Origin of the sequence: Coprococcus sp. AF19-8AC (assembly GCF_003603115.1) — a bacterium.
GTDB classification, from domain to species: domain Bacteria; phylum Bacillota; class Clostridia; order Lachnospirales; family Lachnospiraceae; genus Coprococcus; species Coprococcus aceti.
Genome location: NZ_QTMI01000003.1, coordinates 339248 through 355981, shown reverse-complemented (window position 1 = coordinate 355981; position 16734 = coordinate 339248). Strand labels below are relative to the sequence as shown.

Sequence of the window (16734 nt, the reverse complement as noted above, 5' to 3'; positions counted from 1 at the left end):
TATATCGGTTCTTTATAAACTCATTTAACGGTTCAGCTATGAGTCTGTATCCGCCATACTATCGCCATACTAGATTCCCTGTTTTTCATTCTGCGCCGCCTTATATCGCTTGAACCTCTTGAAGAATATGGCTGTAAATGCACCTATGATAAAAGGGAACATGAATGTGGCAAATCTGTAGAGAAGTGCCATGGCTCCGGCTGCAGCAGAACCAACAAGTCCCGAATAGATCGCTGTCATAACAAGCTCACTTGATCCGATTCCTCCCGGCATAGGAATGACTGCCGCCAGCATGACACTCATGGCTGTTATACCTATTGACGTGACAATATTCATATCACACAAGTTGTGACACACTATATAAGGTATGGCAAACCAGCACGCGAACTTGCATATATCAAGCAGCATGACTACCACTATAAGCCACGGTTTCTTAAGTACAACCCTGGTGGCATCCTCCATCATAGCTGTCTGCCCACTTAAACTGTCAATCTGCTTTGCAAATCGTCCTTTAAACAAAGCATCAGCTTTTTCAAGAAGCCATCTGAGGAATCTGTGAAACGGCGGCCAGCACGCAAAGAGCACTATCGCCATCGTTATGAGTATGGTCGCTATAACGCCGAGGACAACATATGAACTGTATTTGCCAAATACTCCAAGCATATATTCTCTGTTCGCAAGAAACAATGCCACCGCCATAACACATATGGTCATCTTGTGTATCGCATAATCAATAGAGTACAGACCAAGCGCTTTCGACGGCTGTATTCTGCAGTGTTTCATGAACAATGTGGATGCCACTATGGTACCGCTCCCAAGCGTTGACACCCTGTAAAATGACACAAAATACGTCATAATATTTGCATCGAAAAATGTCATATTATTCTCCACCTGTCGCATGAGGATAAACGTTATGCAGCTCTCTATCACTCCGTATAAAAGTGTCGCTCCTAGAATAGCTGCCACGACCACAGGACTTGTCTTTACAAGTTGCGACATTATAGGGCCTGCCATGTCACGGAACACATATATGATAAGTCCGACCAGCACCAGCACACACAACCATTTTATAAGTGTTTTCTGTCTATCTGATAGTTTTTTCATAGTCTTATATCCCTTTTCCCCTAATATCAATTCATTCAGATCAGTCTTATCCCAATCTGCCCACCATCTCAAATGCACCGGCAATTAGCGGCTGATCTCATGTTTCGTACAATAGATTAACAAGCTAAGGTGAAAAAAACAAGCATTTGTTATTTCATTCTGACATAATAGGTAGACTTGCCTGTACCGCCTCTGCCTATATCGCCCTCTTTTACGAGTTTTCTGAGTGCTCCCTCTACCGAACTGATGCTGAGAGACGGACAAAGTTCCATTATATCCTGCTTTGTAAACTTTCCTATTTTCAGCAGTATTGCTTTTCGCACCATCTCAATCGCCGGCAACTTTTCCTCTACGATTTCAAAGCGCTCATCAAAATCCTTATAAGCAGCCAGTATTGTCCCAAGGAGATATTTTATAAACGGGATCACGTCCTCTGTGCCCTCGTGCCAGCCTGCCTGGGCTTTCCCAAGCGACTCATAATATAACTCCTTATTCCCCGCTATCTTTGCCTCAAGAGAAATATACTTTCCAACATAGAATCCACTTCTATATAGCAGAAGCGTTGTGAGCAGTCTGCTCATTCTGCCATTGCCATCATTAAACGGGTGTATGCACAGAAAATCATGTATGAAAACAGGAATGACGATCAGCGGCTCCACCTCGAAATTACCGATCACCCTGTTGTATTCCCCACATATCCTGTCCAGCGCTTCCGGTGTCTCAAATGGAGCCATCGGCGTGAACAGGACTTCCGTTTGCCCATCAGGATAAGTTGCGCTGATATAATTCTGCACCGTCTTTGTTCTTCCTGCAAATGGGTTATTCATATGACTGTACAACATCTTATGCAGCTGAAGTATATAATTCTGAGTTATAGGTATTGCATCAAAGCTTTCATGTATAACCCCCAGCACATCCCTGTAACCTGCTATCTCTTCCTCGGCTCTGTTCTTCGGTGTGGTCTTCTCCTCAACCAACTGCTTTATTCTTGTATTTGTTGTGACTATACCCTCTATAGCATTGGACGCCTCCGTGCTCTGGATCTTTGCTATCTCCACAAGCTTATCCAGTTCATCTGGACGCTGTCTTAAATACAGTTCCTGTTTACCTGCATATCTATATATTGCAGCTATGAGTCCAAGCACTTCAGAATCCCATTTTTCTTCTTTTATTTTACTGTAATTAAAAGTTCTCATTCCCTTAATTTACTCCTTTTCCCTTAAATATTAGCACATTTTAAGGGAAAGTCAACCCGATTAAGGGCATTTCCCCTCAAAGTTCTATCAGTTTTAAGGTTATCCAATTGTATACTATTTATGCAGCTAATTAAGGGTACTTTCAAAAAAGCCATCACATCAAAACACGATGTGGTGGCTTTTTCATATAAATTCTATATCACAGCAATTACTATCTATCCATTTAGCCGAATAACGGAGTTGAGTAATATCTGTCTCCACTGTCTGGAAGAAGAACTACGATGTTCTTGCCTGCATACTCAGGGCGCTCTGCGATCTGCTTTGCTGCAAAGTAAGCTGCACCTGATGAGATTCCTACGAGGATTCCCTCTGCTGATGCGATCTCCTTTGCTGCTACAAATGCGTCATCATTCTCAACGGCGATGATCTCGTCATATACCTTTGTATTCAGAGTGTCAGGAACAAATCCTGCACCGATTCCCTGTATCTTGTGTGCTCCTGAAACGCCCTTTGAGAGGACTGGTGATGTGGCAGGCTCAACAGCGATGACCTTTACATCTGGATTCTTCTCCTTCAGGTACTCGCCAACGCCTGTGATAGTTCCACCTGTTCCGATACCGGCTACAAATACATCTACCTTGCCGTCTGTGTCCTCCCAGATCTCAGGACCAGTTGTAAGTCTGTGTGCCTTTGGATTGGATGGATTTACGAACTGTCCAGCTACAAAGCTGCCAGGGATCTCCTTTGAAAGCTCATCAGCCTTTGCGATGGCTCCCTTCATTCCCTTTGTTCCGTCTGTGAGAACTATCTCAGCACCGTACGCCTTGATAATGTTACGTCTCTCAACGCTCATGGTCTCAGGCATAACGATGATCGCCTTGTAACCCTTTGCTGTTGCTATGGATGCAAGACCGATACCTGTGTTGCCTGATGTAGGTTCGATGATGGTTGCGCCCGGCTTAAGTGTGCCGTCCTTCTCCGCATCCTCGATCATCTGGAATGCGATCCTGTCCTTAACACTTCCTGCTGGGTTAAAGTACTCCAGCTTCGCAAGGATATTTGCCTTGAGATTATTCTTCTTCTCTATGTTTGAAAGCTCCAGAAGTGGAGTCTTACCTATAAGCTCTGCTGCGCTCTTATAAATATTGCTCATTGTATAAAACCTCTCTTTCTAACTGCAAAATTTTAATATATGATTTGCGGTGCGAAAACCAAGTATATCTGTCGCAAGCCGCACCGCAAATATATTACTCCTGAATTGCCTTGAATGCCTCGTCAAGATCCTCGATGATATCGTCTATGTTCTCAGTACCTATTGAAAGTCTGATCGTGTTCTGCTTGATTCCCTGATCGATAAGCTCAGCCTCGTTCAGCTCTGAGTGAGTTGTTGATGCCGGGTGGATAGCCAGCGACTTAACATCAGCGACATTTGCAAGAAGTGAGAATATCTCCAGGTTGTCGATGAACTTCTTGGCTGTCTCTGCGTCACCCTTGATCTCAAATGTGAATATCGAACCACCGCCGTTAGGGAAGTACTTCTTGTACAGTCTCTGCTGCTCAGGATCTGTGGATACTGAAGGGTGATTTACCTTCTCAACAAGCGGATGGTTGTTCAGGTACTCAACTACCTTGAGTGCATTTGATACATGTCTCTCAACACGGAGTGACAGTGTCTCAAGTCCCTGAAGGAATATCCATGAGTGTATTGGTGAGATCGTAGCACCTGTGTCACGGAGGAGGATAGCTCTGATCCTTGTGACAAATGCTGCAGGACCTGCTGCGTCTACAAAGCTTACACCGTGGTAGCTCTCATTTGGCTCAGTGAGCTGTGGGAACTTGCCTGATGCCTTCCAGTCGAAGTTACCGCTGTCGATGATGACGCCACCGATAGTTGTTCCGTGTCCACCGATAAACTTTGTTGCTGAGTGAACTACGATGTCAGCGCCGTACTCGATAGGTCTTACGAGATATGGTGTTGCAAATGTGCTGTCGATCACAAGTGGAATCTTGTGTGCGTGAGCGATATTTGCTATTGTCTCGATATCTGAAACCTCTGAGTTAGGATTTCCAAGGACCTCGATGTAGAGAGCCTTTGTGTTCTCCTGGATAGCATCCTCAAATGCCTGTGGATCAAGTGGATCAACAAATGTTGTATCTACATTGTAATCCTTGAGTGTATGTGCAAGGAGATTGTATGTTCCGCCGTAGATATTCTTTGCTGCTACGATGTGATCTCCTGCAAGTGCAAGGTTCTGAATTGTATATGTAACTGCCGCTGCACCTGAACCAACTGCCAATGCTGCAACGCCACCCTCGAGGGCTGCGATTCTTCTCTCAAATACATCCTCTGTTGGATTTGTAAGTCTTCCGTAGATGTTGCCGGCATCCTTGAGTGCAAATCTGTCAGCTGCATGCTGTGAGTTGTGGAATACGAATGATGATGTCTGGTAGATTGGTACCGCTCTTGCATCTGTAACCGGGTCTGCTGTCTCCTGTCCTACGTGTAACTGTAATGTCTCAAACTTTAAATTTCTCTCTGCTCTTGTCTTCTTTGCCATGATCTTATTCTCCTTAAATTCAAATATTTTATCTGTCATGCGCACCTGCCCATTCATCTTGTCATGTATATGAGCTCATGTGGCATTATACTCTTCTTTATTATTCTCTGTCTATTATGTATGATCTGTTATTTATATCTGTGTCATGATTATTTGTTCTGTGTTCGCTTTAACAGCAGCAACACATGACTTCTATGAAACACATTCGTCTGTCTTCGTTAAGGTACTGTGGTTTAAATGTACTTCCCAGCATATCAACACCTCTTTCTCGATTTTCGTCTTTGGAATTTGACTTGATCGTATCATTTCTGTGATTATTTTTACTTTTCACATAATTCCTACTCGGAAACTATGAATTAAGCATAGCTGTATATTACAGCCTAATTCCCACTTTGTCAATAGGTTTTTTATGAATTATCTTGATTGTTTTTTTTCAGATGTTATAATAGACGTGTAAATGATGTGAAATCATCAGTAAATACAGGCATTTGGGAGGTTTATATTATGAAAGTATCCACAAAAGGGCGTTACGCTCTGCGTTTTCTTATAAATATAGCATCGAGGACAGACGGCAAGCCAGTGAGCATCAAGGATGTTGCCGCACAGGAGGAAATATCCGAGAAATACCTTGAGCAGATCACTTCTGTGCTGAACTCCGGCGGGCTGGTGAAGAGCACCAGAGGACCGCAGGGAGGCTATCTTCTAAGGAAAGCACCGGAGGACATAACTGTTGGAATGGTTTTAAGGCTCACTGAGGGCGGCATATCTCCTGTTGCGTGCCTTGATGCAGATGAATTCCAGTGCGAACGCGAGGCAAGATGCTCCACCATAGGTCTCTGGCGCAGACTGGACAAAGCGATCCGGGACGTGGTAGACACCACCACCATCGCTGACCTTGTGGCAGAAAGACCTGAGGCGGCAGATAACTATTGCATTTAAAGCACATTTACCATATCAAAGCATAAAAGCATGTATATATGATTTCCAGCAGGGCAGTTGGGATTCATATATACATGCTTTTGTTATATTTTTATATTTTGACTTCAAAATCCGTACAACTTTCTCAACATACAGCCTTACACCATCCCCAGGGAACACATCTTCCGGCATCTCAAATCCGTGTTCCTCACGGTACATATAATACCTGTTATCTATTTATTCACCATATTTTTCACAGAGATCATATACCTCCCTCAAATTATGCATTTATTTACAAAAATAATACCCTGTCCTTGCGGACAGGGTAAGTGAACCTGTGGTGTAAAATTTTCGCTCTTACTTGTGAGCCATTGTCTTGATCTCTGTGTCGATCTTCTGTACGAACTCGTCAAGTGGAAGAACTGTTGTGTCAGCCTCACCGTGGAGTCTGTATGATACTGTTCCGTTCTCAGCCTCGTTGAATCCGATTACGAGAAGGTATGGAACCTTCTGAACCTGACCCTCACGCATACGATAACCAAGCTTCTCTGCTCTGTCATCAAGCTCTACACGAACGTCGATGGCATCAAGGGCATCAACAACCTTGTGAGCATAAGCCATAAGATCCTCGTTGTCTGTCTTTACAGGCATAACTCTTACCTGTACAGGTGCAAGCCATGTTGGAAGATTGCCCTTTGTCTCCTCAAGGATGTAAGCCATGAATCTGTCGAGAGATCCAAGGATAGCTCTGTGGAGAACTACAGGTGTCTTCTTCTCGCCGTCCTTGTCGATATACTTCAGATCGAACTTAGCTGGCAGACAGAAGTCGAGCTGACATGTCGAGAGTGTATACTCATTTCCTACGGCCGGCTTAACATTTACATCAAGCTTTGGTCCGTAGAATGCAGCCTCACCGATCTCCTCTGTGTAATCGATTCCTATATCATCAAGAACTTTTCTAAGTGCATTCTCTGCTTTGTTCCACATCTCATCGTCATCGTGATACTTTACCTTGTCCTCTGGGTCACGGAGTGACAGTACGCATCTGTAATCTGTGATTCCGAAATCCTTGTATGTGTCAAATATGAGCTTAACAACTCCTGCAAACTCTTCCTCGATCTGGTCTGGTGTCACAAATATATGTGAATCGTTCTGACAGAAGTGTCTTCCTCTCTCAATACCCTTGAGTGTACCACTTGCCTCAAATCTGAAGTCGTGTGCGATCTCAGCGATCCTGATAGGAAGATCCTTATATGAGTGCATCTTGTTTGCATATATCATCATGTGGTGCGGGCAGTTCATTGGACGAAGTACAAATGACTCTCCCTCCATCTCCATTGCCGGGAACATGTTGTCCTTGTAGTGATCCCAGTGACCTGATGTCTTGTAGAGGTTTACTGTACCTACACAAGGTGTCATAACGTGGAGGTAGCCAAGCTTTCTCTCCTTGCGCTTGATGTAGTTCTCAAGCTCCTGCCATACTGTATATCCCTTTGGAAGGAACATTGGAAGTCCACGTCCTACAAGGTCATCGACCATGAAGAGCTGCATGTCCTTGCCGATCTTTCTGTGGTCTCTCTCCTTTGCCTCCTCAAGTAACTGAAGATGCTCCTCAAGCTCCTCCTTTGTAGGGAAGCACACACCATATATTCTCTGAAGAACCTTGTTCTTGCTGTCGCCCTTCCAGTAAGCTCCTGAATGTCTGATGAGCTTAAAGTTACGGCAAAGCTTTACATTGTCTACGTGAGGTCCACGGCAGAGGTCTGTGAAATCACCCTGCTCATAGCATGTGATTGTTCCATCCTCAAGTCCATTTATAAGATCGAGCTTGTACTCGTCATCCTTGAACATCTCAAGAGCTTCTTCCTTGGATATCTCCTTGCGGATGATCTTCTTGCCGCTCTTGGCAACCTTCTTCATCTCTTTCTCGATGGCTGCGAGATCTTCCTCGCCTCTGATAACGTCATCGCCGAGATCTACATCGTAGTAGAATCCTTCTGCAACTACCGGTCCTACCCAGAACTTTGCCTGTGGGTACAGATGCTTGATAGCCTGTGCCATAAGATGTGCACAGGAATGATTCAGTGTCTTAAGCTGTTCGTCTTCTTTGAAATTAACCATGTCAGTTCTCCTTCTTACTTCTTATAAAGTGAAAATAAATTGCATGTAACAACTAAAAAAGCACCCTTAGATATAATCTATCTAAGGGTGCGTATGCACGTTTCCACCTTAACTTTTAACTCAATTATGCCTTTAACGCAGCTACGCGGTGACGCTTATATCGCGCACGGCTCGGGAGTGGTCTTCATGTGATATATCATAAGCTGCTCCCACCATATGTTCTGGCTCACGTCTGATTCATATCTGAGTCCGATTCACATATGCAGCTCTCTCTGGATGCATCCACCACACTACTCTTTCCGTCTATGCCTTTGTCTTATCTGCCACCTAGTGTAGCACGATATATTTTTTTTCACAATAGTATTTTTTATTTTTTTGCCTTTATTTTTTCAACCATTTTCAGCCTTTTTCAGCCAATCAAACAGCCAACAGACTTCTCTCTACCTCATTTCCATGGAAAGACTCATATCCTGGCCGTCCACCATAAGAGTTCCCATGCTGCCGCATACCACAGGCATCATCGGTGACAGATGTCCGAGATCCACATCCATCACGACAGGCACATTGTATTTTCCTATGATCCCCAGCACAGCCTGATACTGGTCAAGGCCCATCATCTCCTGTCCGAACTGCAGCGGTCTGCCGATCATAAAGCCCTTACAGTATCTGAACCATCCGCCGTTGTCCATCTGCCACATGGCTCGTCTTATGGACATGACGTTCAGATCACAGGACTCGAGGAACCAGATAAATCCATCATCCTTATATCTCTCAAGGAATTCGCCAACATGGTCAAACTTTGTTCCTATAAGGTTCACCAGACAGTCCATGCAGCCGCCTATCATTCGCCCGCTCACCTGGAACTTCTCAGGATAGCCCTTTATCACTCTTGGCTCTGTGATGTTGTATGGCAAGAATGGATGTTCCTCATCCCTGAGGGATTCCTTCTCCCATCCGTCATATCCGGCAAATGACAGTTTCTGTCCCTGAAGGACCGCCATAGCATCCGCAACTGATCGGTGCCACGGCTCTTGTCCAAATGCCGCCGCACACGGACCATATATGGACGCCGTATCGCACAATGTCGTGAGCAGGAATGTGAGATTTGTGTTGTCCGAATATCCCATAAACCACTTCGGATCTGCTGCCCTCAGTCTGTCAAAATCAACATAGTTAAGTATCTCGCACATGAGCTCTCCGCCGCCGCAGGATATGAGTGCATCGTTCTTCTCCGATGTGTAATAGTCATTTATCTCCTGACCGCACAGCTCCGGCTTGTTGCTGATTCCTATGCCCTCACCGGTATAACAATTTGGTCCGATCTGTATACCAAAACCCATATTCCTGAAGTTCTCCTGCGCTCTGCCAAATGCAGTCTTATACGGCTCTGTATCACAGCCAAATGATGGCGCAACGAAACCTATCGCATCGCCCTTTTTTATAAATTTCGGAAATCTCATATATCATACACAGGTATTTCCTGCTTACCTCCTTCTTATCGTTTTATCATATTCAGCCATCCGGTCCAAATCCCCAGACATCATAGATTTCTACATCAGTTTTAATATCCACTCAACCACGAACACCGTCACACACGCCGCAGCAGCCACAACTATAAGCCCCTTCTGCTTGATTCCAAGTATGAGTGCTACCACAAATCCACACACAGCGCTTATGATACTCTCCGTACTGTATAAAATGGACGGAAGTGTCAGCGCCGTGAGACATGAATACGGCACATAATATAGAAATGAATTGACAAATCTGTTCTCTATCTTCTTGCGGAACGCCACCAGCGGCACCATTCTTATGAGGTAGGTGACGACCGCCATGGTTATTATATATATGTATATATTCATCACTGCACCTCCTTTTTCTCAGCAGTTCCCACTGGGAAGAATATAGCCCCTATCACAGAGGCTGCCACCGTGCTTATGATTATGGCAATTCCAGTTGATATAAACTTGAATATCGGAACGTAATACAACACGCATGATATGGCAGCAGCCACAAGTGCCACTATGGCAACCGGTCTGGACTTCCTGGCAACCGGCATGACTATGGCGACGAACATTCCGTAGAGTGCCAGACTGAGTGCGCTGCTGATTGACTTTGGAAGAAGTCCTGAGGCAATCGCACCGAACAGGGTTCCGCCTGTCCAGCCAACTATCGGCAGCAGCTGAAGGCCGATCATATACCCAAATGTCAATTCCTTCACATGGCCCATCGCCACCGCAAATATCTCGTCAGTATTTGCAAATGCTATTACGAGTCTCTCCTTGATTCCAACTGCCTCCCCAAGCTTTTGTGAAAGTGACAGGCTCATGAGAGAATATCTCAGATTGATTATGAACTGGGTGAGTATCATCTCAACCAGCGTTCCCCCTGCAAGGATAATCTTGAGTCCTGCAAACTGTCCCGCACTGGTTACATTTGTCAGGCTTATGATGACCGCCTGAAAACTTGTGAGTCCGCCCTTTACCGCCAGCAGACCAAAACTAAAACTTACTGCGAAATACCCCAGTGCTATCGGTATTCCATCCTTTAACCCTTTTCTAAATTCCATCTTAAATACTACTTCTTTCGTGACAAATTATGTTATCTCTTCCTTCTGCGTCCTCCGCAGTCGTAACACTTTACATACTTCCACACAAATCTGTCCTTGAACCCAAGGCCAAGATATGTGTATGCCCTTACCTTTGTATACAGCTTTCTGGCAGCCGCGATCTGCCTGTCATCCGGCTCAACGCGTCCGTATACAGCAGCCTGAACCCATTTTATAAACTCTGTGAACTCATCGCCCTTTATAAAGCTGCACGACTCCGTGACAGTGTCGGCATACTCCGTGTCGTTCTCACTGACGTTCTCTATGGCACCAGAAAACACCATCATATCATACATCGCCGTGGACATCTCGTATATAGCTGATATCCTGTTTCTTCCCACAAGCCTGCGTCTCCTGCGCGCAACTATCGTCCTTCTTCTGAAGATGACTGCGCCCCACAATATCAGTATCACGGCAAGCACAACAACAACTGTTCTGAACACTCTGTTCTGTACAAGCTCCGACAGACCATCCCCGGCATCCCCTGGTGATCCCGACTGCGCATCTCCACTGCCATCATTCGGGACATCGACCTGATTGCCATTTTCTCCTGTGCCATTTGAAGAATCACCATCCGTCTCCGTAGTGACTTCTGTATTCTCTGACATCTGGGTTGTCGAATCAGTTGTCGCCTCCGTTGTTACATCCGGACTTGAAGTCTCCTCAGAAGTCTCCGGCTCCTCTGTATCATCCGATGAATTGTCCGCAGTATTATCACCGCTGTAATCCGGTTCCTTCGGTATCCCCAAAGTATCTGCCCTGTCTCCAAGCGGTGTGGCATCCACGATCACCCAGTCACCGGCATCCTCACTGTACGCTTCAATCCACGCATGACTGTATTTATCCAGAACCACCGCACGGTATGTTCCATCCGACTGCTTTATCCACGCAGACGACGGCACCACATAACCTGTATTATACACGGTGGAGATTCCCAGTATCCTGAAGCCCACCGCCGCCGCAGAAGCAAAGTGAACACAATATCCCTCATGAACGTCATACATCGCACTGTTGACCGGATCCTCACCCTCGGTAAATTTCTTTGGTGCTGTGGTATATGACATATGCTGTCTTATATATGTCACCAGTTTGTCCATGACCTCATTGGAAAACTTCTTATCTGGCGCATATCCCTGTATCTCTGATTCGTATCTTGCAAATGTGTCCTTATCATAATACACCATGACCTCATCATCAGGGCTGTGTCCATCCGCCCTTCCGTGCCATGACCCATTCTCATATGTAACATAGCTTCTCGACTTGACGTAGAGATTTCCCTGAGGCTTATCCTCCCTGATTATCTCATCCACAACTTCATCACCGGGATTGACCTCAGAATCATCCACCTTATAGTAACCTGAATATCCTTTGTTACTTTCCCCCGACAGAAAATATTCCATGTTGTCCACCATGTCGAGCAGTTTCCCTTGTTCCTTCACACCTCTGTCGTATACGCTGTCATATACAAGAAGGGTGACAACAAGGCACGCGGCAAATACCGTCACAGGAACTGCAATGTTCCACACCACCGACAGCGGCTGTCCCATTCTCATGAGAACATATCTCGCCACGATAAGTGACAATACAGTAAGCACTACTCCGGGTGCACTCACAGGTACACTGAGTGTTGCGCCAGCAAGCATAAACAAAAATGCAAGTCCGATAGCTATCATCAGACTGTTACACCTGTATATCATATAAGTGGCAAAGAACATTGACACCGCCACTATAAAAAGCACAAATTCCGTCACAGCACTCACACTGACATAGTCAAGATCTATGAGTCCTGTCTTTATCCCATAAACCTTTTTCAGATCATATGCTATGCTGTATACCATGCCCTTTCCTCCGGCATAGAGCAGCTTTCTTCTGGCAAGCCCCCATCCCAGCAACACAGTAACCGGAACCACAATATCCAGTATCCTCTGTTCTTTTCTCAAAATGTACCACAGAGAATAAACCAGTGCTATCACCAGACTTCCTATGATATACGCACCCACAAGATTGGTGGAGTCCATATATTTATTTATATCCGAGCTGTATGCGATATCGCCCACAAGGTATGTCATACCAAGCGACAACGCCCATACAGCCAGTCCCAAAACAACTCTCACTTCCACACCTCTGTAATTCTATGATGATGCCTGGAGAATCTACACCGTGATATAGGATTTTGCAAGATCCTCCTTTATGGTTTCAAATCCCACCTGAAAACTTTCATCTCCACACTCTATATTGCCATTCATGTCTATGTCGATGAAGCTTGTGAAATCCTCACCTCTGTATCTCTCTCTGTACATTCCTATCACATCGTAGCTGTCATTTGTCCTGGCATCCACATACGACAACCTTGCAGCGGCATCGTACACATCCTCCTCACGGACTATGCGGTATCTCGTTATGGACATCTCCTCCGGATCATACCACGCTATAAAGTGAGGGACTTTAACATCTATCAGTGAAAAGCTCACCGATACCATGGATTCCAGCGCAACAGACATTGCCTGTCCATAGTGACGGCAGTTTCTTCCATCGAGATCCATACAGATGATGACCGGACACGACAATGCCTTTGATGTATCCCTGACCATTATCTCATCCTGTCTGGCCGACAACTTCCAGTGGATACGGGTCATCCTGTCTCCAGGTCTGTACTCTCTCACCTGATACACCTCGGTCGAGTCATCGCTTCTCACATCCGAATAATATACATCACTGTCCGTCACAAAATCTCTTGTGTTCTTCGTGACCTCCACCGGAACGAGATAGCACTGAGGCAATACGTAAATGTACGCCGTTCCACCAACCTTTTTCCTGATTGAGAAAATATGGAAAGCATCATATATCCTGACGCCCGATGCCTTTATCTCGTATCTTCCGCTGACATCCAGCTTCATCTTTCCCACGCACTTTCCATACCTGTCATCTATCTGTTCAAATGTACTCTTCTTCTTTTTCTTCATACCCGGAGCAAGAACACTGAACACCGCTGCCACATGGGGTACCTGACCACCGGTGACAGATACCGCAAGTTCCGGACAAAATGTACTGTTCTTCTCAACCACAGGTATATTCATCTGCATCTTAACACTGGTTCTTATGTATCGCACGATCAGCCCGGCTATAAGACTCAGCATGACAGCAGTCATGATCACCGCTGCGAAAAAGTATGATTTTTCTTTATTGATTATTCCTATATATACACATGCCCCTATCAGGACAATATACAATATTCCTCGTCTCATACGACATCCTACCACTACACGCTTCCAAATCTCATGCTACTTTTTCGCCGAACTTCTTCGTCTAACCGACGGTTTGTACACCCTCTCCATTATGTCCTTGAGCACAGCCTCCTGTGTTATGTGGTTCACCCTTGCCTTGGCACTTAAGACTATCCTGTGTCTTATGACGTCCGTCCACACCATCTGCACATCCTCAGGTATGACAAAATCTCTCCCGCTTATATATGCCCAGCTCTTCGCCATCTTGGTGAGGGCTATCGTTCCTCTTGGACTCACTCCTAGCTCAAGGCTTGGATTCTCTCTGGTTCCAACAACAAGCTGGCCTATATAAGAATACACGTCATCGCTGACCTTGACATGCTTTACTTCCTCCCTGATAAGCCGCAGCTCAGATGCACCTATTACAGGCTGTACATCCTGAAAGCCATCAGCGGAGGTCCTTCCCTTAACTATATCCAGTTCGCTCTCTATGGATGGATATCCCAGCTTAAGGCACACCATAAATCTGTCGAGCTGGGAATCAGGAAGAAGCTGTGTTCCGGCACTGCCGATAGGGTTCTCCGTGGCAATTACTATAAATGGATCCGGAACCTGATATGTCACTCCATCCACAGTCACATGTTCCTCCTCCATAACCTCGAGAAGTGCCGACTGTGTCTTTGGAGATGTTCTGTTTATCTCATCTGCGAGGAACAGATTGCACATAACAGCACCCGGTCTGTACACAAACTGATTTGTCGCCTTGTCGTACATCGTAAATCCCGTTATATCTCCCGGAAGGACATCCGGTGTAAACTGGACTCTCTTGTTCTGGAGCCCCATTGCATTTGCAAATGCAAGAGCCATCGTCGTCTTGCCGACTCCCGGTACATCGTCCATGAGAATGTTACCGCCTGCGATTATCGCCGCCATTATCTTGGCAATACACACGTCCTTGCCTATGACGACCTTCTTCACCTCATCTATAACGTCCATTACCTTGTCATTATAATTCATCTCGTTCTCCCATCCTTCAGATTATCTGTCTACATACGCAACAGGGAGGAAGCTCTTCCACTTCCTCCCTGTTATCATTGCTGCTGAAGCTTCGCCTTTACCGTCTCTATATTATTCATTATAACTCTGTATGTATCATTGTCCCCATAGACACTGTAGAGTTCTTCTGCCGCAAGCTGATAAAATTTGAGTGCCTGCTGGTAGTCCTCCTGTCTGTACCACACCTCTGCAACAGCAGACAGCGCAGCACTGTAGTGATATCCTCTGACACCCTTGAGCTGATATCTGCGCACCGCCTCCGTCAGCTTGTCCTGAGCTTCCTTGAGCCGACCTGCCCTGAGAAGGCTCTCGCCAAGATTGGCATATGTGGCAACAATCTCCGTACCGGCATTCTCATGTCTTTCTATGATGCTGAGCGCATGCTCCAGTGCATCAACAGCCTTGTCGTAATCGCCAAGCTCCTGATAAATGAGCGCCACGTTGTTATAATAACCCGCCAGCAATATATCATATGGACCGAGCTGCTCCGAATATATGTCATACACCTTCCTGCAATAGGACAGGGCTTCCAACAGGTTACCTGCAGCCCTGTTCTCATTTGCAATATTCATGAGAGCGGTTCCATATGGAACTGTATCTTCAATCCCCATCTTATGAGCGAGCCTCATGACCTGCCTGCAAAAATACAGTGCCTTGTCGTGTTCTCCCGTGGTGCGGTGAAAACCGATAAGCTCATTGTATATCGCAAGCATGGAATCAGTATCCTTTTCATATTCAGCATCGCTGAGTGCCTGGGTAAGGTATCTCTCCACCTCCGGCAGTCTGTTCTCTGCGAACAGCTTATCAAGCCCGCTAAAAACCTCATTTATATTCATATAGTCAACCTCAATTTCTCTCACAATATCCTGTCATCACATCATAACACAATATTCGATTCATTTACAGACCCATTAAGGAAATCCATGGCATTGTCCAGAGTGGTCCTGCTTATCGCCTCCAGTGCCTCCTCTGTAAGGAATCCCTGATGAGACGTCACTATCACATTTGGAAATGACAACAGTCTCGCAGTGATCGAGGACTCCAGTATGTCATCCTCCCTGTTCTCAAATACATTTGGAGTCTCCTCCTCGTATACATCCAGCCCGATTCCGAAGAATTTTCTGCTTCTGATCCCAGCTATGAGATCGTCGGTCTTGATGAGTGCACCTCTGGAGGTATTCACCAGGATCACGTGATCCTTCATCATACCAATGGTCTCTTCATTTATCATATGGTAGGTCTCGTCGGTCAGCGGACAGTGAAGCGATATAAGATCAGATCCCGCCAGAAGCTCAGGGAGCTCCACATATCTGACAAAATCAAGGTCCGGATTCTTATACATATCGTAAGCGATCACATCCATTCCAAATCCATGACATATCCTCGCCATGGCAGCCCCGATCTTACCGGTTCCGACGATACCGGCTGTCTTGCCGTAGAAGTTCATGCCTGTAAGTCCGACCAGACTGAAGTTGTTCTCCCTCACCTTTATATAGCTCTTGTGCAGTCTCCTGTTCACCGCCATGGCAAGTGCCATCGCATGCTCCGCCACAGCCTCAGGCGAATAGCCCGGAACCCTCATCACAGTTATACCGCATTTTTTTGCCGCATCCATATCCACGTTGTTGAAGCCCGCGCATCTCATCAGTATAAGCTTCACGCCCGCATCACTCAGCGCATTCACAACGGGTGCACTCACATCCGAGCTGACAAATGCACATATGGCGTCATACCCCTTTGCAAGTCTTGCGGTCTTCACCGACAGATCTGTGTCTACATAATCTATGGTCAGCTTGTCGTACTGATCTTTCATCGCATCGAACGACTCCATGTCATAACGCTTTGTATCATAAAATAATATATTCATATCTGTTCCTCCTGTTTTTTCCTCTATCGGTATAATGTGTAGCATTGCTTTTTTCTATGTACAAAAACGGAGATTCTCTGAACTG

At 45.6% G+C, this 16734-nt stretch carries 14 protein-coding genes; 1 reads left to right on the top strand and 13 read right to left on the bottom strand.

The features are described 5' to 3' along the window. Window positions 1–69: 69 nt before the first annotated feature. The 4 genes from DWX57_RS09740 to DWX57_RS09725 form a co-directional block, all read right to left on the bottom strand. Entirely contained in the window at window positions 70–1104 is a 1035-nt protein-coding gene (locus tag DWX57_RS09740; protein ID WP_117874825.1) for a lysylphosphatidylglycerol synthase transmembrane domain-containing protein, read from the bottom strand. 149 nt (window positions 1105–1253) lie between these two features. Further along, entirely contained in the window at window positions 1254–2300 is a 1047-nt protein-coding gene (locus tag DWX57_RS09735; protein WP_120123922.1) for a Fic family protein, read from the bottom strand. A 223-nt stretch (window positions 2301–2523) separates the two neighbouring features. Next, window positions 2524–3453, bottom strand: a complete 930-nt coding sequence (cysK, locus tag DWX57_RS09730) for a cysteine synthase A (protein ID WP_119998723.1) — start codon at window positions 3451–3453, stop codon at window positions 2524–2526. Window positions 3454–3547: 94 nt separating this feature from the next. Then, window positions 3548–4858: an O-acetylhomoserine aminocarboxypropyltransferase/cysteine synthase family protein gene (locus DWX57_RS09725; RefSeq protein ID WP_015534026.1), complete on the bottom strand. Its 1311-nt coding sequence runs from the start codon at window positions 4856–4858 to the stop codon at window positions 3548–3550. A gap of 504 nt (window positions 4859–5362) precedes the next feature. Here DWX57_RS09725 and DWX57_RS09720 point away from each other — a divergent pair. Next, on the top strand, window positions 5363–5797 hold the full coding sequence (locus DWX57_RS09720) for an RrF2 family transcriptional regulator (RefSeq protein WP_015534027.1): 435 nt from the start codon (window positions 5363–5365) through the stop codon (window positions 5795–5797). A gap of 336 nt (window positions 5798–6133) precedes the next feature. Here DWX57_RS09720 and thrS read toward each other — a convergent pair whose 3' ends face one another. From thrS to DWX57_RS09670, 9 genes are all read right to left on the bottom strand, one after another. Further along, the gene (thrS, locus tag DWX57_RS09710; protein WP_022216928.1) at window positions 6134–7897 is read right to left on the bottom strand and encodes a threonine--tRNA ligase; all 1764 of its coding nucleotides are present in this window, start codon (window positions 7895–7897) and stop codon (window positions 6134–6136) included. Window positions 7898–8337: 440 nt separating this feature from the next. Beyond that, the gene (locus DWX57_RS09705) at window positions 8338–9357 is read right to left on the bottom strand and encodes a S66 family peptidase (RefSeq protein WP_119998726.1); all 1020 of its coding nucleotides are present in this window, start codon (window positions 9355–9357) and stop codon (window positions 8338–8340) included. A 90-nt stretch (window positions 9358–9447) separates the two neighbouring features. Further along, a complete protein-coding gene (locus DWX57_RS09700) occupies window positions 9448–9756 on the bottom strand; it encodes an AzlD domain-containing protein (protein WP_055147111.1) in 309 nt (102 codons plus the stop codon). Next, the gene (locus tag DWX57_RS09695) at window positions 9756–10463 is read right to left on the bottom strand and encodes an AzlC family ABC transporter permease (RefSeq protein ID WP_004851386.1); all 708 of its coding nucleotides are present in this window, start codon (window positions 10461–10463) and stop codon (window positions 9756–9758) included. Before DWX57_RS09695 ends, DWX57_RS09700 begins: the two co-directional genes overlap by 1 nt. Window positions 10464–10495: 32 nt before the next feature. Continuing rightward, window positions 10496–12616 (bottom strand): transglutaminase-like domain-containing protein, encoded by a 2121-nt coding sequence (locus tag DWX57_RS09690; protein WP_055224557.1) that lies wholly within the window; start codon window positions 12614–12616, stop codon window positions 10496–10498. Between the two features lie 39 nt (window positions 12617–12655). Further along, window positions 12656–13747, bottom strand: coding sequence for a DUF58 domain-containing protein (locus DWX57_RS09685; RefSeq protein WP_055224555.1), 1092 nt, complete (start codon window positions 13745–13747; stop codon window positions 12656–12658). A gap of 36 nt (window positions 13748–13783) precedes the next feature. Continuing rightward, a complete protein-coding gene (locus DWX57_RS09680; protein ID WP_120123918.1) occupies window positions 13784–14743 on the bottom strand; it encodes an AAA family ATPase in 960 nt (319 codons plus the stop codon). A 74-nt stretch (window positions 14744–14817) separates the two neighbouring features. Further along, window positions 14818–15618, bottom strand: coding sequence for a tetratricopeptide repeat protein (locus tag DWX57_RS09675; protein ID WP_015534032.1), 801 nt, complete (start codon window positions 15616–15618; stop codon window positions 14818–14820). Window positions 15619–15659: 41 nt separating this feature from the next. After that, entirely contained in the window at window positions 15660–16649 is a 990-nt protein-coding gene (locus DWX57_RS09670; RefSeq protein ID WP_120123916.1) for a 2-hydroxyacid dehydrogenase, read from the bottom strand. Between the last annotated feature and the right edge of the window lie 85 nt (window positions 16650–16734).

What these genes read in the sequence shown, in the direction of transcription:
- DWX57_RS09740 (WP_117874825.1), bottom strand. Translation starts at nt 1,104, where the DNA reads ATGAAAAAACTATCAGATAGACAGAAAACACTTATAAAATGGTTGTGT.
- DWX57_RS09735 (WP_120123922.1), bottom strand. Translation starts at nt 2,300, where the DNA reads ATGAGAACTTTTAATTACAGTAAAATAAAAGAAGAAAAATGGGATTCT.
- cysK (WP_119998723.1), bottom strand. Translation starts at nt 3,453, where the DNA reads ATGAGCAATATTTATAAGAGCGCAGCAGAGCTTATAGGTAAGACTCCA.
- DWX57_RS09725 (WP_015534026.1), bottom strand. Translation starts at nt 4,858, where the DNA reads ATGGCAAAGAAGACAAGAGCAGAGAGAAATTTAAAGTTTGAGACATTA.
- DWX57_RS09720 (WP_015534027.1), top strand. Translation starts at nt 5,363, where the DNA reads ATGAAAGTATCCACAAAAGGGCGTTACGCTCTGCGTTTTCTTATAAAT.
- thrS (WP_022216928.1), bottom strand. Translation starts at nt 7,897, where the DNA reads ATGGTTAATTTCAAAGAAGACGAACAGCTTAAGACACTGAATCATTCC.
- DWX57_RS09705 (WP_119998726.1), bottom strand. Translation starts at nt 9,357, where the DNA reads ATGAGATTTCCGAAATTTATAAAAAAGGGCGATGCGATAGGTTTCGTT.
- DWX57_RS09700 (WP_055147111.1), bottom strand. Translation starts at nt 9,756, where the DNA reads ATGAATATATACATATATATAATAACCATGGCGGTCGTCACCTACCTC.
- DWX57_RS09695 (WP_004851386.1), bottom strand. Translation starts at nt 10,463, where the DNA reads ATGGAATTTAGAAAAGGGTTAAAGGATGGAATACCGATAGCACTGGGG.
- DWX57_RS09685 (WP_055224555.1), bottom strand. Translation starts at nt 13,747, where the DNA reads ATGAGACGAGGAATATTGTATATTGTCCTGATAGGGGCATGTGTATAT.
- DWX57_RS09680 (WP_120123918.1), bottom strand. Translation starts at nt 14,743, where the DNA reads ATGAATTATAATGACAAGGTAATGGACGTTATAGATGAGGTGAAGAAG.
- DWX57_RS09675 (WP_015534032.1), bottom strand. Translation starts at nt 15,618, where the DNA reads ATGAATATAAATGAGGTTTTTAGCGGGCTTGATAAGCTGTTCGCAGAG.
- DWX57_RS09670 (WP_120123916.1), bottom strand. Translation starts at nt 16,649, where the DNA reads ATGAATATATTATTTTATGATACAAAGCGTTATGACATGGAGTCGTTC.